This is a genomic window from Chitinophaga solisilvae (assembly GCF_009928525.1).
Taxonomy (GTDB): Bacteria; Bacteroidota; Bacteroidia; order Chitinophagales; family Chitinophagaceae; genus Chitinophaga; species Chitinophaga solisilvae.
On the sequence record NZ_JAABOK010000002.1, the window covers coordinates 297,308 to 320,576 of the forward strand.

The window sequence follows — 23,269 nt, forward strand, 5'->3', positions numbered from 1 at the left end:
ACAAAATGAACAGGCTGAACAGTTCGTGTCATTCACTGTTTCTGTTTATTTTCCGGGTCCGTTATGACCGACCATTTACCATATCTGCGCAAGCTGGCCCTTTGCTGGCTGCTGGCGCTTCCTGTATTTATCCGGGCACAATCTTCCGGAATTGAAAAACTGAAAAAACAACTGCCGCTGGTTACAGACAGCGTGGCGTATGTTACTACCCTCAACCGGCTGGCGATTGCGTACCAGGCATGCCAGCTGGACAGCTGCGGTAAATATGCATCCCTGGCCCGCGATGTGGCTACCCGTATCCATGACCGGCAAGGCAGGGCGCATGCTCTACGCAATCTGGGCAGCTATTACGCGTTCCGGCCGCACCGCTATCTTTCCTTTCTCTTTTACAATGATGCACTGAATGAAAGCCGTGCTGCCGGCGATTCCTGTCATGTTTCACAGGTGCTCATGAATATCGGCATCTACTATAACTTTAACGGCAACGCCAAAGATGCCAGAAGTATGATTAACCGGGCGCTTCTGCTTACCTGGCAGCTGAAAGCCGATTCCCTGCGCGCTATGGTACTGGCGAATTATTACACCGTATATTATGCTGATTCCCTCATGAAGCCATATGCCGCCAAAGCCTTGCTGCAGGCAGGCATCCTGGCAGAACAGTTCCGCGATGTCAGGGCTTCCCTGACTATACAGCTGCTGCAGGCCAATGAAACATTTATGAACGGCCGGTTCAGCCAGGCGGAAACAGACCTGAAACATATCATCGATACTGCCGCCCGCGCAGGACTCAACTACCTGGCCATGTACGGCAGTATGCAGCTGACAGGCTACAAGGTATGGCTGCGGCAGGCCGATTCCCTGGAATACCGGCAAAAATCAGTGAAATATGCGATGGCCGGCGGGTATATCGGTTTAATACTACCGGCCGTTACTATCCTGTACAATCATTACCAGCGCCGCGGAGATACACTGCAGGCGGCCAGATACAGCCGCATTGCCCTGCGTATTATGCAGCAGCAGCAGGATGATATGCAGAAAGGAGAAATGGATTACATCGCCTATACCATGCAGGATCAGACAATGGATTCACTGAAACTGCAGGCGGTGATACAGGAGAGTGCGTTGCAGAAAAGCCGGCTGCAGCAAAGGTTCTGGCAATACCTGCTGGTATTTATGATCGTCGTTATTCTGCTGGTGCTGCTGCTGTTCTTTAAATTCCTGCGTTCCTATCATGCCTCCGGTATCAGGGCGCAGCGTCTCAGCAGGCTACAGCAGGAAGTCAGCGATTCCAATGAAACACTCCGTGTAAACGATGATTTCAAGAATAAACTGATCTCCCTGATTGCCCACGATTTCAGAACACCCCTGCATAATATTATCGATATTACCGGCTTTGTCAATGAATCCGTACTTACTCCTGAAGATGCCACCGAAATGGTGATAGAAGTAGAACGTACTGCTACCAATACGCTGACTGTTTTTGAAGAAATACTCAGCTGGATGCGTACGCAGCTTTCCGGCTTCGTGTATTACCCAAAGCCTTACCTGCTGCAGAATATGCTGACAGCGATGATACAAAGTCTGCACCACCTGGTGAAAGATAAACAGCTCCTGATTATTCAGCAGCTGCCTCCCGGTCTGCAGGTACACTGCGATTACGAAATGCTGCAGTTTATCCACCGCAATTTCCTGCATAATGCCATTAAGTTCTCGCCCGCCGGAAGTACTATAACTATTACGGCTATACGAATAAATACATTTACAGAAATTTCTTTTTCAGATGAAGGGCCAGGTGTGCCGGCAGAAGTGCTGCCCTGGCTGTTTGCCTACGACAGCCACTCCTACCGGCAGAAGCGCACCGGGAAAGGCGCCGGCCTGGCATTGATTATCTGCAAGGATTTTATAGACAAGATGAAAGGAGAAATTGGTGCGGTCAATAATCCTGTGAAGGGAAGTACTTTCTATTACCGGCTGCCGGAAGCCCCCGGTGAGGAAGAGAATATCGTATCATGATAAAAGCGTATATACATACACGTTATATAGCTGTTTTCCTGACGGCATGGTTGTTAGTGTTTCAGGACACTACCGCCCAGATAAGGCGTACGCCACAGCTGCCGCTGTTGCAGGCGCAGCTGGCGCAGCAGCAGGACAGCGCAGGATATGTAGCTGTATTGGGAAAGATAGCAGCGCTGTATGCAGTCATCAGCCTGGATAGCTGCTTTAAATACTCTCTGCAGGTAAGGGATATATCCATGCGGCAGCATAATGCCAAAGGGCTGGCAGATGCCAATGACCTCATCAGCTTTTACTATGCGCTGAAAACGGATTTTACCATCGCCGGTATTTACGGATATAAGGCGTTACAGTTGCATCAGCAACTGGGCGATTCTGCCCGTATGGCCAAAACGCTCAGTAACATTTATCTCTTTTACCGTAATCTGGGCAGGGCCGGTGATGCTAATAATTACTTCTACCGGGCATTTCACCTGGCGGCGAGGTTGCCGCCGGAGCAGGATTCTGTATACGGTATTCTGCTGGTGAATTACGTCATGCGGTTTTATAAAGACAGCACCCGGGCGGATTCTGTGCAATGGGCGATAAAGGAAGGGAGAAGAGTGGCTGAAAAATATCCGTTTAACAAACAGATATTCTATGTAGAAGCATATGACGCAGATAACCTGGTGCGGCAGGGAAGGGGCAGGGAAGCAGAAGAGAAGATGTATTACCTGGCAGATATTGCCTTACAGAGAGGTATGCCTTACGTAGCCATGGATATGTACGGTAAGCTGGACGATTTTCAGCGGCTGGGATATTTTGCGGACTCCACCCGTTACCAGGAAAGAGCTTATCAGCTGGGCATCCAGACAGGCAGCATTGAACTGAATCTGTACTGGGTGGCACGGCTGTACGATTACTACCGCAAGCACCGGCAGCCCGATAAGGTAGTATATTACAGCAACGAAATTATGCGGCTGGCGGCACAAAGCCGCTACCAGGCTGCCTCTCGTGATATCAATTACATCGGCTTCTTTCTGAAGGAGCAGGCATTGCAGTCACTGGCCATGAAAAACAGTGTCCGGCAACAGCTGCTGGAAAAGGCACAGGCAGAAAACAAGAACAAGGGGCTGCTGACAATAGGGCTCTTTACCGTAACGGCGTTGCTGCTCCTGCTGCTGCTGTCCCATTACTGGCATTACCGCCGCAAGCGCCAGCAGGAACGGGCCATGGAGAAAAGCTATGATGCTATCGCTGCCACCAATGCGGCACTGGTGGAAAACGATGAATTTAAGAATAAGCTGCTGACCATACTGGCAAATGATTTCCGGGCGCCGCTGCACCATATCGTGGAAGTAGCCGCGCAGCTGAAAACAGGCATGCTGGCACAAAGTGAGGTGGTCACACTGCTGAAGCAGATTGCGGGGGCTTCCCGCAAGACCCTGGATGCATTTGACACCATCCTGAAATGGATCCGGCTGCAATTATCGGGTTTCGCCTACAAGGCTGTTCCCTGCCTGCTGCCGGCGGCAGTAATCAGTGCATTGGAAATCCATAAAGCGGATATACAGGAGAAAGGGCTGACGGTAATCAACCGTATCCCTGCAGGTCTGGAAGTGCCGGCGGATGAGGAAATGCTGCGTGTGGTCAATGTACTGCTGTTGCAGGTAGCCATCATCACTGCTGCGCCGGGCAGCCTCCTGATTATCTCATCTCAGAAAAAATATGAAAAAACCATCGTGAACATCATTATCAACGCAGGAGAACGGGTGGGAGAGAAGTTACTGGTCCTGCAGCAATGGGAGGAGAATACATTTGCCCTGGGGCTGGTCATCAGCCGGGACTTCATTCATAAAATGGATGGCACTTTCCACATGGAAGAACAAGTAGAGAAGTACCTGATTTTTGAATACTGCCTCTAAGAATTTACTATTTTATTATTTTTTTATTTGAGATTTTCTCTCTTATCAAGGTGTCATCCGGAAGATGGGAAAGCACTATGATAAGAGAGAAAATCTCAAATAAAAAAATAATAAAATTATTTGCCGGTTTTATCGCCGTCGTAAGCCCATTTAATGTAGCTGGCGCCCCAGGTGAAGCCACCGCCGAAGGCTGCCATGATGAGGTTGTCACCTTTCTTCAGTTGCTTTTCGTAATCCCAGAGGCACAGTGGAATGGTGCCGGCTGTGGTATTACCGTAGCGGTGAATATTCATCATTACCTTTTCGTCAGGTAGTTCAATGTATTGGGAAGTAGCGCCGATGATACGTTTGTTGGCCTGGTGCGGTACCAGCCATGCGATGCTGTCGGAGGTCAGGTTATTGCGTTGCATGACCTCTTTAGCGGCTTCCGCCATGTTGGAAACGGCATATTTGAATACCATTTTACCTTCCTGGTAAACGAAGTGTTCACGGGCAGTTACCGTTTCGAGGGTAGCTGGTTTTACGGAGCCGCCGGCCTTCATGTGAAGGTATTCGCGGCCATGTCCGTCGCTTCTCAGCACGCTGTCGACAAGGCCGTATCCTTCTGTATCCGGTTCCAGCAGTACGCCGCCGGCGCCGTCGCCGAAGATGATGCAGGTGGTACGGTCGGTATAATCAATGATAGAGCTCATTTTATCGGCCCCGATGACCATTACTTTTTTGTAACGGCCACTTTCAATGAAGCGGGCGCCTGTATCCAGTGCGTAGAGGAAGCCGGAGCAGGCAGCGCTGATATCAAAGCCAAAAGCTTTGGTGGCGCCGATTTTATCGGTCACTACGTTGGCGGTGGCGGGGAAGGTCATGTCGGGAGTAACAGTCGCTACAATCAACAGATCTATTTCGGCCGGAGTGATGCCTCTCTTTTTGCATATTTCCAGTGCTACCGGAACACACAGGTCAGAGGTGCCTTTGCCTTCTCCTTTCAGTATTCTTCTTTCGGAAATGCCGGTGCGGGTTAATATCCACTCATTTGTTGTGTCTACTAATTTTTCCAGTTCCTGATTGGTAAGCACGTAGTCCGGAACATATCCGCCCACCGCTGTAATAGCGGCCGTTATTTTATTCATATAAACTAAATATGTGTTTAAATCGAGGCGTAAAAATACGATATAAACGAATATTTCCTAAAAAAGTCGCATATGATCTGATTCAGGAGATTGTCAATCCGCTAAAAGTTAGCATCTTTGCCCCCTTGTGATAATTGAAATGCATTTTAATTCATTTTTCGTAAGTTTAAGTAATTTACCGAACCTTTACCTTCTATGATCGCGTATTTGAATGGAAAATTGGCATATAAATCCCCGGCTCTTGTTCACATGGAGGTACATGGAGTAGGATATGAAGTACAGATTAGCCTCAATACCTATTCGAGGATACAGGACCTGGATAGTTGTAAATTGTTAACTTATCTCCAGATTAAGGAAGATGCCCATACCTTATATGGTTTTTTTGAAGAAGCAGAAAGAAGCCTGTTTCTTTTGCTCATCAGTGTTTCCGGTGTAGGCGCCGGCACTGCAAGAATGATGCTGTCATCCCTGCAGCCGGATGATATCCAGCGGGCTATCATGATGGAAAATGAAAAAATGCTGGAAGGCGTAAAAGGTATAGGGGCCAAGACAGCCAAAAGAATTATACTGGAACTGAAAGATAAAGTCAGTAAACAAAAAGATTCCGGTTTACATTTATCTGTAACTTCAAACAATACTATTCATGAAGACGCGTTAAATGCACTGGTAACTCTCGGTATAGCCCGTAATATGGCAGATACGGCAATTCAAAGGGTTATGAAGAACGAACCACTATTGCAGAACTTGGAAGAGCTGATAAAGAAGGCTTTGAAAAGTTTATAATTAAATAAGACCTCTATAAAAACCTATTTTTCTTGGCAAGAAAGACTTACTATGGTGCTTTTGCAGTAATAGGAATTGTATCTTTTATCATTGTTGACACTGCCGCAAGGGATCGTTCGTGGAATTTAAAATTTGTAAGTAAGAAGAGTTGGAAGTCGGACACTACAACTACTGGTAATACCAAAATCGATACTACCGGGAAAAAAGATACCTTGAAATACCCCCTGAAAGACAGACGCGGCCCCACTATTTCGGAACCCGCGTCCAGGAGCGTTATTGACCTGAATGACCCGGCAAACATCAACAAAACTGTAGAATACAATCCTGTTACCAAAGAATACACCGTTAAGGAGAAAATCGGTAACCAGTATTACCGTAACCCCACTTATATGAACTTCGACGAGTTCTATAAGCTCCAATCAGCCCAAAGCGAAAGGAACTACTGGCAGAAAAGAGCCAGTGCACTGGGTAATCTCAATCAACGAGGTATAGGGCCCCAGCTCTATAACGGGAATAACCTGTTTGACCGCATATTCGGCGGCAGCAAGGTAGATATACGCCCGCAGGGAAGCCTGGACCTTACCTTCGGTTACCAGGGGCAGAATATCAAAAACCCCGTACTGGTGGAACAGGCCCGCAAAAACGGCGGGTTTAACTTCGATATGGGCATCAACATGAACGTGACAGGCCGTATCGGGGATAAACTTAAACTCATCACCAACTACAATACCCAGTCTACCTTCGATTTTGAAAACCAGGTAAAACTGGAATATACCGGCTATCCGGACGAAATTATCAAGAAAATAGAAGCCGGTAACGTCAGCTTCCCGCTGCGCAGCTCGCTCATCTCCGGTATTCAGTCCCTCTTCGGGGTGAAAACCCAGCTGCAGTTCGGCCGCCTTACCGTTACCAGCGTACTGTCTAACCAGAAATCGCAGAAGCAGAACCTGATGCTGAAAGGCGGTACCATGGTACAGGATTACAACATCCGGGCGGATGAATACGAAGATAACCGGCACTTCCTCCTGGCACAGTATTTCCGGGACACCTTCAACTACGCGATGTCTAACCTCCCCATTATCCGCTCCCTGGCCAACATCACCAGGATAGAGGTATGGGTCACCAATAAAACCGGCGCCACCACGCAGACCCGTGATATCGTTGGTCTGATGGACCTCGGTGAACAGAAACCCTGGAATACCACCAGCATTATCGTAAATACCAGCAATAAACTGCCGGACAGAGGAACCAACAACCTGTACAGCAACCTGGTATCCGATCCCGGCAGCCGGAGAACCAGTACGGTAGTCAGCCGCCTCCTGGCCCTGGGACTGAAACCGGTGTCGGAGTTTGAAAAGACCTTCGCCCGCAAACTGGACTCCACAGAGTATATTGTCAATAAACAACTGGGCTTCATCTCCCTCAATCAGCAGCTGCAGCCGGATGAAGTGCTGGCAGTTGCCTACCAGTACACGTATAACGGCCGCGTATACCAGGTGGGTGAATTCTCCCAGGACGTGCCGCCGGATCAGAACAACAGCGCCAACCAGCCTGTACTGTTCCTGAAATTACTGAAGGCCACCTCCGCAAGGCCAACGCTCCCGATATGGGACCTCATGATGAAAAACATCTATGCTACCGGCGCCTTCCAGGTGAATAAGGAAGATTTCCGTATGGATGTATTTTATAAAGACCCCGGCGCTGAAGGCAGACCACCCAGCGACAAACGATATATCCCTGACGCCAAAGGCGATTATGCAGGTGCACCCATCATCACCATACTCAACCTGGACCGCCTGAACAACCAGCTCGATCCGCAGCCGGACGGCGTTTTCGACTACGTAGAAGGCTACACGATAAATTCCCTCACCGGAAAAATCATGTTCCCGGTGCTGGAACCCTTCTCCGATGGCTTACGCAAATCCTTCGGCGGAGACGGGGCCCTGGAGAAACAATATATGTATAAGGTACTGTACGACTCCATCAAGGTGGTAGCCCAGCAGTTTCCGCAACTGAACCGCTATGTGATACGTGGGTCGTATAAGTCTGCCAACTCCTCCGAAATCAACCTCGGCGGCGGTATCACCATTCCGCCAGGATCCGTGGTGGTAACGGCCGGCGGACAGCAGCTCCGTGAAAACGTGGATTATATCATCGACTATAACTTGGGCAGACTCAAAATCATCAACAGCGGTGTGCTCAACTCCGGTGTGCCCATCAACGTGCAGTTTGAGAATAACGCCCTCTTCGGGCAACAGGTCCGGAACTATTTTGGTACCCGCCTGGATTATATGGTCAACGATAAACTCAGTATAGGCGGTACCGTGGTACGTATGAGCGAACGCCCCTACTATCAGAAGGTGAACTACGGCGAAGACCCCATCAAAAACACGATGGTGGGCCTTGACGTAAACTATGCCTCCGACTGGAAAGGGCTGACCCGATTCCTGGATAAGCTGCCTAACTACAGCACTACCGCTCCTTCCAGCATCCTGTTCACCGGTGAAGTGGCCCGCCTCTTCCCCGGCCACAGTAAACTGATTAACCAGCCCGGCAGCAAACAGGGAACAGCCTTCATCGACGACTTTGAAGGGGTGAAAAGCGGTTATGACCTGAAATTCCCGGCAACCGCCTGGGCGCTGGCATCTACGCCGAAAGGCGCTACCTCCCCCAACGGCAGCATCCTGTTCCCCGAGGCCGACCTCAATAACATGCTCGACTATGGGAAAAACAGGGCCAAACTGGCATGGTATATCATTGAACCTACCTTACAGATACCTAAATCGCCTAACCTGCCTGCAGGCATCTCCGTGGACGATCAGTCTGATCCCCGCGTAAGGCTCGTGTATCAGAAGGAAGTATTCCGTAACCGCTCTACCGACTTCGGACAGAGCCAGCTCAGCACCCTTGACCTGGCCTACTATCCGACCGAGCGGGGACCTTATAACTTTACCAGCAGTCCGATCCAGATGGACCGAAACGGCCGCCTGGCCCGCCCGCAGTCAAGATGGGGCGGTATTATGCGCGCTATTGATAACAGTGACTTCGAAACCGCCAACATTGAATTCATAGAATTCTGGATTCAGGATCCGTTTATTAAATCGCCCAACAGCACCGGCGGATCACTATACTTCAACCTCGGTAACGTTTCTGAAGATATTCTCAAGGACTCCAAGAAATTCTTTGAGAACGGTATGCCTGATCCCAACGTGGACCCGAATAAAATTGACACCTCCAAATGGGGCCGTCAGCCTAAGTTCCAGCAGCAGATCACCCAGGCTTTCGATAACGATCCCAATATACGCGCCTTCCAGGACGTAGGATATGATGGTCTGAGGTCTTCCGACGAAGCCAACTATTTCAAAAGTTACATGGACTCCATGAACATGAACTTCGGCGGCAGCCCGGTAATGGACCTGGCAAGAAGGGACCCTGCGAACGATGACTATAAACATTACCGCAACGCAGAATATGACGCTGCACGTACAGACATCCTTGGACGTTATAAAAATTACAGCAACCCGGAAGGTAACTCCCCGGTATCTGATCCTAAATCACAGTTCTCCAATGCGGCGACCAATATCCCGGAATCAGAAGACCTGAACAGGGATAATACCATGAATGAAACGGAAGAATATTTCCAGTACCGCGTGGACCTGAAGCCGAATATGGCTGTGGGCAGCAACTTCATCGTGGATAAAATAGACGCCGCAGTAGATCTCCCTAACGGCACCAAAACCACAGAAACCTGGTATCAGTTTAAAGTACCCGTAAACCAGTTCGATACCAAAGTGGGCAATATACCGGATTTCAAATCCATCCGCTTCATGCGTATGTTCCTCACCAATTTCAATGATCCGGTGGTAGTACGTTTCGCTAAACTGGAACTGGTGCGTAATCAGTGGCGCAGGTACATGTATGAGCTGCGGCCCGGCGATCCTGTTCCGTTAGATCAGACAACTACTTTTAACTCATCTGCCGTAAATATCGAAGAAAACTCATCCCGTACGCCCATTCCGTACGTGATGCCTCCGGGCGTGGTACGCCAGAATACCATCAGCACCAACAACACCACGTTGCAGCTGAACGAACAGGCATTGTCCGTACAGGTGTGTAACCTGAAAGACGGCGAAATCCGCGCCCTGTATAAAACACTGAACCTGGATCTGCGCCAGTACAAGAAAATGGAAATGTACCTCCACGCAGAAGCAGTGCAGAACGTGAACTCCCTGAAAGACGGACAGGTACATGCAGTCATCCGTATCGGAAGCGACTTTGTAAATAACTACTACGAATACCGTATTCCGCTGAAGGTAACATCCTGGAATGCTAAGTCCGCTACAGAAATCTGGCCGGAAAGCAATAACATGCAGCTCGTTATGCAGCGCCTCAGCCAGCTGAAACAGAAACGTAACATGTGCGATTCCTGTTCTCCGCTGGAAGCCTATCCGAAAATTCCGGTGGCTGACGAATTCGGCAACTTCATGTCCATTGTGGGTAACCCAAGCCTGGGCGACGCGCGGAACATGATGATCGGTATTCTCAACCCGAAAGATGATGGCCAGCCACGCTGTGCGGAAGTATGGCTGAATGAATTACGCCTGTCCGACTTTGATGAAAAAGGTGGCTATGCCGCATTGGCAAGGGTAGACGTACAGCTGGCAGACCTGGGAACCATTTCGGTGTCGGGTAATATGCATACCTCCGGATTCGGAAACATAGACCAGCGCGTGAATGAACGTTTCCGTGATAACTTCCTGCAGTACGATGCCGCCGCTAACCTTGATCTCGGAAAATTATTACCGAAAAATGCCGGCATGTCTATCCCGGTATATGCAGGCTATTCACAATCTGCCAGCAATCCGGAATATGATCCCTATGATCTGGATATAAAACTGAAAGATAAACTGGCACTGGCCAGGAGCCGCGCGGAAAAAGATTCTATACGCAAGGCCGCGCAGGACTTCACCTCTATTACCAGCCTGAACTTTACCAATGTCCGCAAACTCAATATGCGGCAGGGTAAGCGGCATATCTGGGATATAGAGAATTTTGATGTGAGCTATTCCTTCTCGCAGATAAACAGGCATAACCCGCTTATACAGAGCGACGTGCTGACTAAACATCGCGGGGGACTGGGCTACAACTATGCGGGACAGCCACATTACCTGGAGCCGTTCAAAAAACTCCTTAAAGCCAAAACGCGCTGGCTGGATCTGATACGGGATTTCAATGTCAATTATGTACCGGCTATCGTCAGCTTCCGGGCGGATATTACCCGCCAGTTCGGCGCTGCGCGTATCCGTAATGTTGGCGGCGATGTGAAATACCAGCTTCCTGAAACATACGACAAGTACTTCACCTTCGACAGATACTATACGCTGAAATGGGACATCACCCGCAGTATCAATATCGAATTCAATGCAGTGAATAACTCACGTATAGATGAACCGGCAGGTAGAATCAATACTTCGCAGAAGAAAGATACGGTACGCTCCAACTTCTTCAGAGGTGGCCGTAATACGACCTACATGCACAATGCCAACTTCACGTATACCTTGCCTACGCAGAAGTTCCCGGCGCTGAGCTGGACAAACATCAACTTCGGCTATAGTACGGAATACCGCTGGATAGCGGCTTCGAGGCTGGCTATATACCTTGGTAACGCCATCGAGAACACCCAGCAGAAAACACTGACAGCAGAATTCAAGTTCGTAGATCTGTACAACAAATCTAAATTCCTGCGGGAAATCAACACCCGCAAACAACCTGCGAACAACAATAACAATAACAACCCGAACAATAATAATGCAGTCACCAAACAGCAGCAATCGCAGCAGCAACAGGCAGCACCTGAAATCTCACCATGGGTGAAAGGACTGCTGAAACCGCTGATGATGCTGAAACGTATCGGCTTCAACTATAACGAAAATGCAGGCACCCGTCTGCCAGGTTATATAGACAGCTCCAAGATACTGGGTATGAACTGGGCGTCTATGGCGCCGGGGCTGGGCTTTGTACTGGGTAAGCAGCCAGATAAAAAATGGCTGGACGATTTCGCAAAAAGAGGACTGGTAACACCGGATACCTTATTCAATATTCAGTATCAGCAGCAGTTCACCCAACGCTGGGATGCACAGGCACAGCTGGAGCCATTCAATGACCTGCGTATTGATCTGAATATGACCAAGTCGTTTACCAGAACACATACGGAGATGTTCAAAAACCTCACAGACCCTGTGAACTTCCAGCATCTCAGCCCATACGACGCCGGCGGATTTGAAATAACCTACATCGCCATTAAAACGATGTTCGGAAAGATCAATACTACCGACGGCATCTCTCAGACCTTCCGGAATTTTGAATCATACCGTAACATCATTTCCAAGCGACTGGGTGCGCTCAATCCATATAACAGGGATCCGAATGTTCCGGCCAATGATCCGAAAGATCCGTCCTATGCCTACGGGTACACCCGTTATGCACAGGATGTGCTGATACCAGCCTTCCTGGCGGCTTACACCGGCAAAGCCCCGGATAAGATAGGGTTGATGGAAGGCGCTACCAACAGCGTGAAGAGCAATCCGTTCCGGAATTTCATTCCCAAACCCAACTGGCGTGTAACCTATAATGGTTTAACCAAACTGGAGCCTTTCCGTAAGTTCCTGACCAACTTCACCATTACACATGCCTATATCGGTTCATTGAGCATGAACTCGTACAATACTTCCATGTATTACGAAGATCCGCGCCTGGCTGGCTATCCGGCTTTCAGGGATACGTTGTCCGGCAACTACTATCCATATTTCCTGGTGCCGAACCTCACGCTCACAGAGCAGTTCTCGCCGTTATTCGGTATGGACCTCACATTTACCAACAGCCTGAATGCACGTTTCGAATTCAGGAAGAGCCGTTCACTCAGCCTCAGCCTGATCGACTACCAGCTGACAGAATTACGCTCCAGCGAAATAGTAGTGGGCGCAGGTTACCGTGTACGCGGCCTGCAGCTGCCCTTCTCCTTCAGCAAAGACGGAGGCAAGCGCCTGCAGAACGACCTGAACTTCCGGCTGGACCTGAGCTTCCGTGACGACAAAACCGCCAACAACAGGCTCGATGCCGATCTGGTTATCCCCACCAGTGGCCAGAAAGTAATAGGCATCGCCCCCTCCATAGATTATGTTGTAAACAACCGCCTGAATCTGCGCTTCTTCTACGACCGCAGACAAACCATACCGGTTATTTCTACGGCATACCCGATAACGAATACCAGAGGAGGGATAACGTTTAGGTTTGTGTTGTCGCAGTAAGAATATGGTTGTTAATTATGAATTACGAATGATGAATTGCGAGTGGACAGCGAAGATTTAAGCGAAAGAGTTACCCCTGATCCGCTTAAATCTTCGCTGTCCATTCGCAATTCATCATTCGTAATTCGTAATTAATATCGTAGGTTTGTTCCGTGAAATACTTCCTCGTCATGTGCATCTCCCTGGGTCTTTTGCTGCAGAACTTCAGCAAGAGCCTTATTGTGATGCAGTTTCAGGCGCAGCAGTCCTATATTGCAAAGGTACTTTGTGAGAACAGGAGCAAGCCGGAAATGCATTGTAATGGTAAGTGCTATCTGAAAAAGAAGCTGGACCGGGATACCCGTCAGGAGAAAAACAGTAACATGGGCAAAGAACGTTTTGAGGTAATGTTCGTGAATGCCATACCAACACTGCAGCTGGATGCTCCTGATGAAATGCTGCAGCACAGCAGCTTTTACTGCAATCCTCTTATTGTTTCCCCTGTTTATTCCATCTTCCATCCGCCACAGCCGCAGGTTTGCTAAATACTGACCCTCCTCCTTTATTTTACTGACAAACCAACGTGCACTGCCACTGGCGGGCATGTAACTATTTATGACATTATGAAACAATGTTGTTTACTCATCATTGCCTGTATTGTCGTGCAGATGAGTCATGCACAACAGCTACAGGGACGGATAGCCGATGCACAAACGCGGGAAGCTCTGCCAGGAGTGAATATTAAGATGATACCGGATGGAAGTGGCTGTACAGCCAATGCGCAGGGGAAATTTTTCCTGCCTGTCCGGCGGCAGGCAGATTCATTGCAGTTATCCTTTATGGGATATGTAACCAGGAAGATGACGGTTACCGAAGCAGAACACTTGTCTGTCATCTACCTGCAACCGGTATCTACCAACCTGAATGAAGTGATTGTTTCTTCATCAAGGGATAAACAATACCGGACGGAAGCGCCGGTAGCTATCAGCACTATTTCACCGCAGACACTGCAGGAAACCAAGGCTACCACGCTGGATAAAGTACTCAATAAGGTAAGCGGTGTATATATGGTGGATCTGGGCAATGAACAGCATACCATGGCCATCCGGCAGCCGATAGGATACAAGAGCCTGTTCCTCTACCTGGAAGATGGGATTCCGATCCGTACTACCGGTGATTTTAACCATAATGCGCTCATAGAAATCAATATGGCGGCACTGCGTAATATAGAGGTGATCCGTGGACCGGCCTCTTCCCTGTATGGCAGCGAAGCCGTAGGCGGCGCGGTGAATTTTATAACGGCTACGCCTACACTGGTGCCTACTGCCAAAGTACAACTGGAAGCCAGCAACTGGGGATACAAACGCACTGATTTCAGTGTGTCTGATACCAAAGGTAAAGCAGGATTTATCATCGGTGGGTATTACGCCAGTCAACAGAACGGTTACATGGATCACAGCGATTTTCATAAGCTGGCGCTGACTGCCCGGCTGGACTTACAGCTCAATGAAAAGAATAAATGGACGACTGCTGCCACCCTGATAAATTATAAAACAGATCAGACCGGCGGGCTGGACAGTACCCATTTTTTTGCCAAAGACTACAGTAATTTTCAAACCTTCAGCTACAGGGAAGTAAAGGCATTGCGCATACGCAGTACCTGGGATCATACGTGGAATAGCAGTAACCATACGAGTTTTACGGGCTTCTTCCGTCATAGTGTTATCGGACAGAATCCCTTCTATGCTATTAAAAATATCCCCAACTCACTGAAGGCAAAAGGTGAAATCAATAGTGACGGATTTTATAGTTATGGTGTAATTATACAACATAAAAAACAGTTCAGGTGGTTGCAGTCATCACTGATAGCTGGTGTCAGCGCAGATTACAGTCCGGCTGACTATTTCTCCAACTTTATTGATATAGACAGGAATGCCGACGGTTATTATGTAGGTTACCGCGCCACTGATTCTGTGCTGACAAGCTACAACGTAGGGTTGATGAATACAGCAGCCTATACGCAGTTTTCCTTTACGCCGGTAGCCGATATGCGGGTGGTAGCGGCATTGCGCTATGACCGTATGGATTATAATTTCGATAATCACCTGCCTCCCTCTGCATTTACAGGCGCTCCCAGCGAACGGAATAATTTTAATGCATTGACCCCCAAGCTGGGTGTGACATATAACCTGCGACAGCAGCGTGGGGTGTATGTTAATTACAGCAGAGGTTTTGCGCCGCCCAATATCTCCGAGTTATATCGTGGGGTGAAGACACCGGTGCTGAAACCGGCGACCTATGATAACTATGAAGCCGGCGGCTGGCTGGAATTTGCCCGACACAAAGGCTACCTGGATGTTAGTGTGTATCAGATGAAAGGATCGAATGAAATAGTAAGTGTGCGTAATGCCGACGGATCTTACGAGAACCGTAATGCCGGCGCTACCACCCATCAGGGGATTGAATGGAATGGGCGGTATACGCCATGGCGCAGCCTCTTTTTCCGGAGCAGCGGTACTTTCGCCAGGCATATCTTCAACGCCTATACGGAGAATGGAAAAATATATGATAACAATGAGATGAATGGGGCGCCCCGCTGGATTACCAATACTGAGGTAACCTGGAAACCCGCGTTGCTTAATGGTTTGCGCCTGGGCCTGGAGTGGCAGCATGTAGGCAGCTATTTTATGGATGCCGCCAACACTGCGAAATACGGAGGATATGAACTGTTCAATATACGCGCAGGGTATCAGTGGAAAGGGCTGGAATGCTGGGTAAACTGTATGAATGCAGGGGACAGATTGTATGCCACCACAGCAGAGAAGACGGCTTACGGAAAAAGTTACCGTGTTGGGCCCAGACAAACTTTTAATATAGGCGTTGCATATACATTCACCGGAAAAAAATAACAGGAATGAAGCAGGGAATAATTTTACTGATGATAGCAGGACTGTTGTCCTGCGGACTTAACAGGAAGACGACAAAGGAAGATGCACTGGTATTATCGCATCCCGGCGCGATAGCTTCCTGTCCTTATATTACCCGCGATACTAAAGGGAATATAGTCGTGAGCTGGGTGGAAAATGACAGTGCCGCAACTACCGGTGTAATGTATTATGCGGTATCTAACGATGACGGATATACGTTTTTGGATCCTGTAAAAATTCCCGTAACGGCCGGTGTGTATCCTCATGCGGAGAACCTGCCTAAGCTGCTCTATAAACCTGACGGCAGCATGGTAGTGATGTTTGGCGTAGAGCAGCATGACGCGCGGAATAAATACGCCGGGAAAGTAATGTATGCCTTATCACCGGATAACGGCCGTACATGGGAGGCAGCGCAGCCGCTGGTAACAGATACGGCTGGTTACGATCAGCGATATTTTGATATGGCGCTGCTTCCTGACGGGGAGGCGGCAGCCATCTGGCTGGATAACCGTAAAGATACCAGGGCAGAAGGCTCTACGCTGTATTTTGCCACTACGGCCGGCGCTAAAGGGTTTCAGTCAGCCCGGCCGGTAGCGCAGACGGTTTGCCAGTGCTGCCGTACGCGCTTGTATGTAGCAGCCAATGGTGATATTCACCTCGCTTACCGGGATATTATCAATGACTCCATCAGGGATATGGTGCATCAGCTATCTACCGACAGAGGCAGCACCTTTTCTGTTCCTGTGCGTATCAGTGCCGACAACTGGGTCATTAACGGCTGCCCGCATACCGGTCCGGCTCTCACGGCCAACAGCCATGGGCTTCATACCGCCTGGTTCACCATGGGGGGCGGACAGGGAGTCTTTTACGCTACATCGGCTGATAACGGCAACACCTATACGCAGAAGGAATCTCTCAGTAAGGCGCCCATGGCCAAGCACCCGCAGATTGTTACCACGCAGCAGGATGGTATAGCTATTGTCTGGGATGAGCCGGTAAAATGGAAAGGCGAGTTCGGCAGCAGAATAGGACTTTGCCATAAGGCGCCCGACGGAAAAACGATCTCCACCAGGTGGATCACGGCAGATAGTTTACATGCCGGTTATCCGGTAATAGGAACTGTTCCGGGAAAGCAGGTGGTAGTAGGGTACAGGTTAGGGGAAGAAGTGGTGGTGAAGAAACTAAATCTTTGAAAAATTATGAATTAAGAATTAGGAATGATGAGTTATCGCGGGGATTAATGTGGATAATAAATGCATTTTTCGCTTTGATCTTCGTGTTAACTCATCATTCCTGATTCCTAATTCACAATTAATAATGTAACTCAGCTGTAGCCAAGAGAATAACCCGCCTGGCTGCTCCAGTCTTTACGCGATGCCCAGCGGCCATAGTTGCCTCTGCGGGACCCGCCGAAATAAATGCGCCACTGTTCTTTCCACCGGGGATAGTACAGTCGCAAGACGTACATAGTTAAAAATGTAAGCATAGGGATATGGTTTTCAGTAAATGGATAGTCAGTCTTAGTTCAGTCTATTGGCATTCTTAAACTTTTCTGCATAACAGGGAACGTTAGGCAAAAAAATAACATATTAGTGGTTTCAAATATAGAATAAAAACTTTAACTATGCAGTCACATGTAAGTGTTAATTTTTATCGATGTAATAGGCGTTGGCCTGTTGCAGCGGTGTTACTACCAGGTCGTTGATACATACATGCGGCGGCAGGGTGGTGCAGTAGTACACTACATCGGCTACGTCCTGGGCGCTGAGCGGAATGAATCCGTTGTATACATCTTTGGCTTTTTGTTCATCCCCCTTAAAGCGTACCAGTGAAAACTCCGTTTCGGCAGCGCCGGGGTGAACGGCGGTAACTTTGATCCGGTAGGGCAGCAGGTCAATGCGCATACCCTGGGAAATGGCATCTACAGCGGCTTTGGAAGCACAGTAGACATTCCCTTTGGCATATACATGTTTGGCGGCGGTAGAACCGATATTGATGATATGACCGGTAGTGCGGGCGCGCATCCAGGGAATAACGGTGCGGGAAACATATAGCAGCCCCTTTACATTGGTGTCTATCATGGCATCCCAGTCGCTGATACTGCCTTCATCGATAGTACTTAACCCGGCAGCCAGTCCGGCATTATTAACCAGTATATCTACGGCTTTCCACTCTTCCGGAATGTTACCCAACACTGCGGCGACCTCTTTTTCATCTCTTACATCAAAATTAAGTGGCAGTACATTGGCGCCAAATTCCTGTGTCAGCTGTGTCTGCAGCGCTTCCAGCCTGTCTTTCCGGCGGCCGGTGATAATAACGTCAAATCCTTTTGCGGCGAATGTTTCTGCACATGCCTGGCCAAAACCGGCAGTAGCGCCTGTAATTAGAACTATACCCATGAGAAGAAGATTATGTGCGCCAGTCTGCGCAAACAGACCCGGCTGCAGTTTGGAATGATGCAAAATTAAACAGGTTAATTGGAAATAGCGTTGTACTTTATTAACTATCTTATCGTATAAGCGTGACCGTACCCTTTTTCTGGATATCCTTTCCGGAGAGGTCGGTACCCTGCAGTATCCAGAGGTAGGTATCCACGGGGGCGGGCATACCTTTGACAGTACCGTCCCATCCGTTTCTGAAGTCCGTGGAAGAATAGATTTCCTGTCCCCAGCGGTTGAAAATCCGGAAGTACCTGTAATATACTATGCCAACAGGAATAAACCGGAAGCGGTCGTTCTGTCCGTCGCCGTTAGGTGTAAAGGCAGTAGGGATATAGATATCTGGACCTTTGTAGTATTTCACCCGGATGCTGTCATAACTGAAGCACCCTTCCCGGTTGGCAACGCGGAGGGTAAAGGTAATATCCCGGTTGTAGTTCAGCACCGGGTTGGCAATAGTGGGATCGCTAAGTCCGGTGGAAGGCTGCCAGGAGTAAATGTCTCCGCCGCTGCCATTCATCGTCATCAGTTGCCCCCTGGCCAGGATGGTATCATTACCGGCGAACGGGATGATTTCGTATATCCGTATATTTTTGGTGACCGTTTTCTCACATTGTTTGTCTGTCTGTAATGTCAGCGAAATCGTATATACATCACCTTTAGGAAAGCGGTAGGTGGCGTTCCGCCCGGTCAGCCGTATGGAATTATTTATTCCAAGGTCCCAGATCCGGCTGGTAATTTTTCCGTACCGGTAAGTGGAAGTATCTTCAAAGCTGATAGGATCTCCCTTACACATGCCGGTGCTGGTAAAGCCGGCCCGCAGCCCGGGATAGTTGCGGACTTCACCGGTGATGCTGTCACGGCAGGTAAGATAACGGTTTACCACCAGTTTCACTTTATACACACCTGTATCCGGATACTGATGAAAGAAGATGCTTTTACTGTCGGTAGTAGTATCCGTACCATCGCCGAAATCCCAGTAGTAGGTAGACGTAAATCCGGATACACTGTAGTTGGGCATAGCCACCTGCAGTTCAGGTGACTCCGAGCAATTGCTCAGTACCGGCGGGAATCCTGCAGCGATCTTTGTCTGGCAATCAAAAACAGTCAGCAGAATATCCTTGCTGTGTGTACCCAGTAGTCTTTTCGTGACGCGATCATATTCATTCACGCAAACCGTGATTACATACTTTCCCGGCCTGTCAGGTGTACAAGTAATCAACCCTGCTGCAGAAACAGCAATAACAGGACTGCCCCCCATAGGATTACTGCCGGAGTAGGGAGGGATGTACCTCACTGTTTTATCGTACGGCGGCGGGGTGGCAGAATTGGTTTCATTGGCGATAGTGCCGTCTGTCAGCGCAGAGCAGAGGTTATAGGTAAGGCTGTCTCCATCTTCATCAAATGCGGCATAATCAACGGTGAAAGGAATTTTATTGCAGATAACAATGGCAGTATCCTTGTTGAAGTAGGCGCTGTTATTATTGGGTCTTGATTCTGTACCGGGAATAACGGTGTAATAAGTAGAGCCTTCATGTTCAGAGTCGTAGATATTAGCGAGCTTTTCACCGCGGCAGCAGCGTTGCGAAGCAACGTAATAACCGCCGGGAGCGGGCGCCAGCTCTATAACAGCATTATAGAAAGCTACATCCAGGTGTTGCGCCTGCGGAGAAAGGCAGGGATTTTTAAGCGTATCTATGAGGGGAACAACGCGGTTGATATACAGGTAAACAGATGCCAGTACTTTCTCTCCATTGGGTCTGTAAACATTTGCGACAACCGGATTTTCGAACCTGTCGATGCAACCTTGCCTGTCGCCGCAGGAGAAATCTGCGTCGCGATATAATTTGAGGGTAATGAGATAACGGTAGCGTGTATTATCTCCGTTCATTCCTAATGTCTTATAATAAATTTCGCCACCTATGATATGGTATCCTGCGGCTATCAGATGGAGCAAACAGCAGCACAACACCAGTAGTATGACTCTCTTCATAATTTGGGGAAACTGCTATCTGAATTTAACAAAAAAAGAGTTCATTTGGTTATTTTATTATTTGAGATTTGGTTATTTAAATGCAGCGAAGATCCCAGCGAAAATTTGCGGATAAATCTCCGCTAAAATCTTCACTGCATTTAAATAACCAAATCTCAAATAATAAAATAACTACATGCTAACGGACCAGGGTGACGGTGCCTTTTTGCTGAACGGTTTGATTGTTAATATCCTGGCCCTGCACTACCCATACGTAGGTACCGAGATTGGCGGGAAGGCCGTTGATATAACCGTCCCAGCCCTTCATGTAGGAGGTGGTGGAGTACATGAGTTTTCCCCAGCGGTCGTATACCCGGAAGTAATCAATTTTGACGATACCTACCGGAACGGGGCGGAATATGTCGTTCATGCCATCGCCATTGGGAGAGAAGGCGTTGGGTATATAGATGCCGGGGCCTTTGATAAAACGGACGAAGATATCGTCTTTCCCGGAGCAGCCTTCTTTCGTGTAGGCGGTAACGGTATACGTGATGTCTTTGTTGGCGGTAGTAACGGGGTTGAATACATCTGTTCTGTTCAGGCCGTCGGAGGGGGTCCAGTCGAAACGTATGCCGCCGCTGGCCTGCAGCTGGAAGGGCTGGTGCAGCATTACAATAGTATCGTTGCCGGCGAAGGCCGGAACTTTGGGCACTACCCGTACCAATGCGCTGGCGGTTACCGGTTTGGGGCATCCCAGTGTATCCGTTACCGTTACCGTGTAAAGCGTGGTATCCGGCGGATGCGCTATGGTGACAGCGGAAGACGGCTGATCGATATAGAATGACGGCGACCATCGGTAGTAAGCGCCGCCGGTGGCCCGCAGCGTGACCGGGGTACCGAAGCAGATAGTTGTGTCAGGTGCTGCAGTAGGCCTGGGAGGATCCACTACCCGGAGCGTAACCGTATCGGCAGACTGACATCTGCCCAGGGTAGCTTTTATCTCATAGGACTGCTGCGGGGGAGCGGGTGTAACAAGGGCATCTGCCGTATTGCTGATAACTGTATTACTGCTGATATGCCTCCAGCGGAAGGCGTATTTATCATCCGCCTGGGAGCGGAGATGTATTTCATCGCCGGTGCAGACAGTGGAGTCGTCGATCGTATGCACAAGGATAGTATCCTTTACATCAATGTGTACCGTTTTTTCATTTGTACATTGCTGTCTGTCAGTAAACACGACAGTGTAACTGGTATCCTGGCGCGGAAAAACAACCGGGTTGGGAGTAGTGGGATTTAGTATCCTGTAATTGTCGGGGGACCATTTGAAAGTGCCGGGCAGATTGCTCTGCGCCCACATTTGCAGGCTGTCCCGGAAGCAGAGTAACGTATCTCCGATAGCGAGAAAGGGCGGCTTGTCATAAATGGTGACCGGATGGGCGATTGTTTTTTCGCAACCTACCGTAGAGCGCAGGAAGAGCTGTACATTATAGGTGCCGGGAGCTTTATACTGGTATTGTGGTGACTTCACATTGGTCGTATCACCGTTGCCGAAGTCCCAGTGGTAATATTCGACGGAGCCCCTGTCAATCCGTGTTATATCCGGAATAAACGTGGTGGGCCTTTGCATACATGCGCCGGCAGATGTAAACTCCGGATCGAACCTCGGATATACGAAGGCGGTAGCGATGGCGCTGTCGCCGCAGTTACTGTCTTTGTCTACGTACAGAATAACCTTATAGGTACCTTCTCTGGTATAGGTATGTTGCAGCGGCGCTTTGCTGTTGGTCAGCAGGGTAGTGCCATCGCCGAAATCCCAGAAGTAGGGTTTGCCATCGGTACTGGTGTTGAGGAAGGTGATGGTTAAACTGCTGCAGTCGGCATACTTCTCCGGCATGGCGGCATTCACCAGTTTTACGCAGCTGGTAACGTTCACATGGAAGTCTTTCCGCAGTGTTCCTATCTTCACGCCGTTCCTGAATTCGTTGACGCATACGGTGACCACATATTTACCTGCCGCCGGCGCGATGCCGGAGATGATGCCGGTTCTGGGATCTATTTTCACTTTGGGTCCCAGCGGCGACTGGCCGTTGAAAGGGTTATTGTAGGAAACAAAATTATAGGGCGGAGATACGGATACGGGGGGGATGCCTGACTGGTCGGTAAGCTGACCTCCTTTGTAGGCATCGCAGAATTCATAGGAAAGACTGTCGGCGTCCGGATCGGAGGCGGAGAAGTCGTAGGTGAATTTTTTATCGGCGCAGACCAGCGTCGCTTCTTCTTTATTGAAGGCGGGGCTGGAGTTGTGGCCGGTAGCAATGGCGTTTGTTCCGGGGATTTCGGTAAAGTAGGTAGCGCCGGTGCCCCGGTCATTGGAGCCTGGAATAGGATCGGAGAGAATATTGACCATGAAGGCGTCGCGGCAGCAGCTCTGGAAGGAGATCGTATAGCCTTCCGCGTTAACCGGCAGGTTTATAATGGTTTCGTAGGTGCCTACCTGGAAGCATACCCTTGGCGGGTTGATGATGCAGGGATCAATCTGTGCGAGGGTTTTTACTTCAAAGCCGGAGCGGTTGATGAGGTAGCTGGAAACGAAGCTGTTATCTTTTTTATCGAAGGAGGCAAGGTAAATGGCAGGGGGCATTTCTGCGATGCGTTCGCCGCTTTCGCAGATGCGGTATAGCTTCAGTGTTACCTGATAGCTGGCAGTGTTACCGGTTTTGGAGAGAAAACGGTAAAATACTTGTCCGCCTATAATGTGACTACCCTGCGCCTGCAGGGAAAACACCAGGCATATTACTATGAAAAGTAATTTTCTCACA

General features: G+C 49.1%; 12 protein-coding genes. 7 read left to right on the top strand and 5 right to left on the bottom strand.

The genetic code is table 11. The annotated features are described in order from the left end of the window. Positions 1 to 63: 63 nt before the first annotated feature. Entirely contained in the window at positions 64 to 2,013 is a 1,950-nt protein-coding gene (locus GWG06_RS04050) for a sensor histidine kinase (protein ID WP_160711497.1), read from the top strand. Continuing rightward, complete coding sequence (locus GWG06_RS04055; protein ID WP_127042625.1) at positions 2,010 to 3,917, top strand: sensor histidine kinase; 1,908 nt, start codon at positions 2,010 to 2,012, stop codon at positions 3,915 to 3,917. The genes GWG06_RS04050 and GWG06_RS04055 overlap by 4 nt, the downstream gene beginning before the upstream one ends. A gap of 116 nt (positions 3,918 to 4,033) precedes the next feature. Here the strand turns inward: GWG06_RS04055 and GWG06_RS04060 are convergent, their stop codons facing one another. Continuing rightward, positions 4,034 to 5,044 (bottom strand): beta-ketoacyl-ACP synthase III, encoded by a 1,011-nt coding sequence (locus GWG06_RS04060; protein WP_160711499.1) that lies wholly within the window; start codon positions 5,042 to 5,044, stop codon positions 4,034 to 4,036. A gap of 195 nt (positions 5,045 to 5,239) precedes the next feature. Here GWG06_RS04060 and ruvA point away from each other — a divergent pair, with 195 nt between their 5' ends. From ruvA to GWG06_RS04085, 5 genes are all read left to right on the top strand, one after another. Continuing rightward, complete coding sequence (ruvA, locus tag GWG06_RS04065; RefSeq protein WP_127042621.1) at positions 5,240 to 5,827, top strand: Holliday junction branch migration protein RuvA; 588 nt, start codon at positions 5,240 to 5,242, stop codon at positions 5,825 to 5,827. Positions 5,828 to 5,859: 32 nt separating this feature from the next. Further along, entirely contained in the window at positions 5,860 to 13,134 is a 7,275-nt protein-coding gene (gene sov / locus GWG06_RS04070; protein WP_160711501.1) for a T9SS outer membrane translocon Sov/SprA, read from the top strand. A gap of 152 nt (positions 13,135 to 13,286) precedes the next feature. Next, positions 13,287 to 13,658 (top strand): hypothetical protein, encoded by a 372-nt coding sequence (locus GWG06_RS04075; RefSeq protein WP_160711503.1) that lies wholly within the window; start codon positions 13,287 to 13,289, stop codon positions 13,656 to 13,658. Between the two features lie 78 nt (positions 13,659 to 13,736). Further along, positions 13,737 to 16,022, top strand: coding sequence for a TonB-dependent receptor (locus tag GWG06_RS04080; RefSeq protein WP_276529320.1), 2,286 nt, complete (start codon positions 13,737 to 13,739; stop codon positions 16,020 to 16,022). A 5-nt stretch (positions 16,023 to 16,027) separates the two neighbouring features. Continuing rightward, complete coding sequence (locus GWG06_RS04085) at positions 16,028 to 17,233, top strand: sialidase family protein (RefSeq protein ID WP_160711505.1); 1,206 nt, start codon at positions 16,028 to 16,030, stop codon at positions 17,231 to 17,233. A 131-nt stretch (positions 17,234 to 17,364) separates the two neighbouring features. Here the strand turns inward: GWG06_RS04085 and GWG06_RS04090 are convergent, their stop codons facing one another. From GWG06_RS04090 to GWG06_RS04105, 4 genes are all read right to left on the bottom strand, one after another. After that, the gene (locus tag GWG06_RS04090; protein WP_158631587.1) at positions 17,365 to 17,526 is read right to left on the bottom strand and encodes a hypothetical protein; all 162 of its coding nucleotides are present in this window, start codon (positions 17,524 to 17,526) and stop codon (positions 17,365 to 17,367) included. A gap of 157 nt (positions 17,527 to 17,683) precedes the next feature. Beyond that, the gene (locus GWG06_RS04095) at positions 17,684 to 18,439 is read right to left on the bottom strand and encodes an SDR family NAD(P)-dependent oxidoreductase (RefSeq protein WP_127042355.1); all 756 of its coding nucleotides are present in this window, start codon (positions 18,437 to 18,439) and stop codon (positions 17,684 to 17,686) included. Positions 18,440 to 18,548: 109 nt separating this feature from the next. Next, positions 18,549 to 20,471 carry a T9SS type B sorting domain-containing protein gene (locus GWG06_RS04100; protein WP_160711507.1) on the bottom strand — a complete coding sequence of 641 codons (1,923 nt, stop codon included), beginning with the start codon at positions 20,469 to 20,471 and terminating at the stop codon, positions 18,549 to 18,551. A gap of 178 nt (positions 20,472 to 20,649) precedes the next feature. Further along, on the bottom strand, positions 20,650 to 23,268 hold the full coding sequence (locus tag GWG06_RS04105) for a PKD domain-containing protein (protein ID WP_160711509.1): 2,619 nt from the start codon (positions 23,266 to 23,268) through the stop codon (positions 20,650 to 20,652). Position 23,269 lies beyond the last annotated feature (1 nt).

What these genes read in the sequence shown, in the direction of transcription:
- GWG06_RS04085 (WP_160711505.1), top strand. Translation starts at nt 16,028, where the DNA reads ATGAAGCAGGGAATAATTTTACTGATGATAGCAGGACTGTTGTCCTGC.
- GWG06_RS04095 (WP_127042355.1), bottom strand. Translation starts at nt 18,439, where the DNA reads ATGGGTATAGTTCTAATTACAGGCGCTACTGCCGGTTTTGGCCAGGCA.
- ruvA (WP_127042621.1), top strand. Translation starts at nt 5,240, where the DNA reads ATGATCGCGTATTTGAATGGAAAATTGGCATATAAATCCCCGGCTCTT.
- GWG06_RS04100 (WP_160711507.1), bottom strand. Translation starts at nt 20,471, where the DNA reads ATGAAGAGAGTCATACTACTGGTGTTGTGCTGCTGTTTGCTCCATCTG.
- GWG06_RS04055 (WP_127042625.1), top strand. Translation starts at nt 2,010, where the DNA reads ATGATAAAAGCGTATATACATACACGTTATATAGCTGTTTTCCTGACG.
- GWG06_RS04080 (WP_276529320.1), top strand. Translation starts at nt 13,737, where the DNA reads ATGAAACAATGTTGTTTACTCATCATTGCCTGTATTGTCGTGCAGATG.
- GWG06_RS04060 (WP_160711499.1), bottom strand. Translation starts at nt 5,044, where the DNA reads ATGAATAAAATAACGGCCGCTATTACAGCGGTGGGCGGATATGTTCCG.
- GWG06_RS04050 (WP_160711497.1), top strand. Translation starts at nt 64, where the DNA reads ATGACCGACCATTTACCATATCTGCGCAAGCTGGCCCTTTGCTGGCTG.
- GWG06_RS04090 (WP_158631587.1), bottom strand. Translation starts at nt 17,526, where the DNA reads ATGCTTACATTTTTAACTATGTACGTCTTGCGACTGTACTATCCCCGG.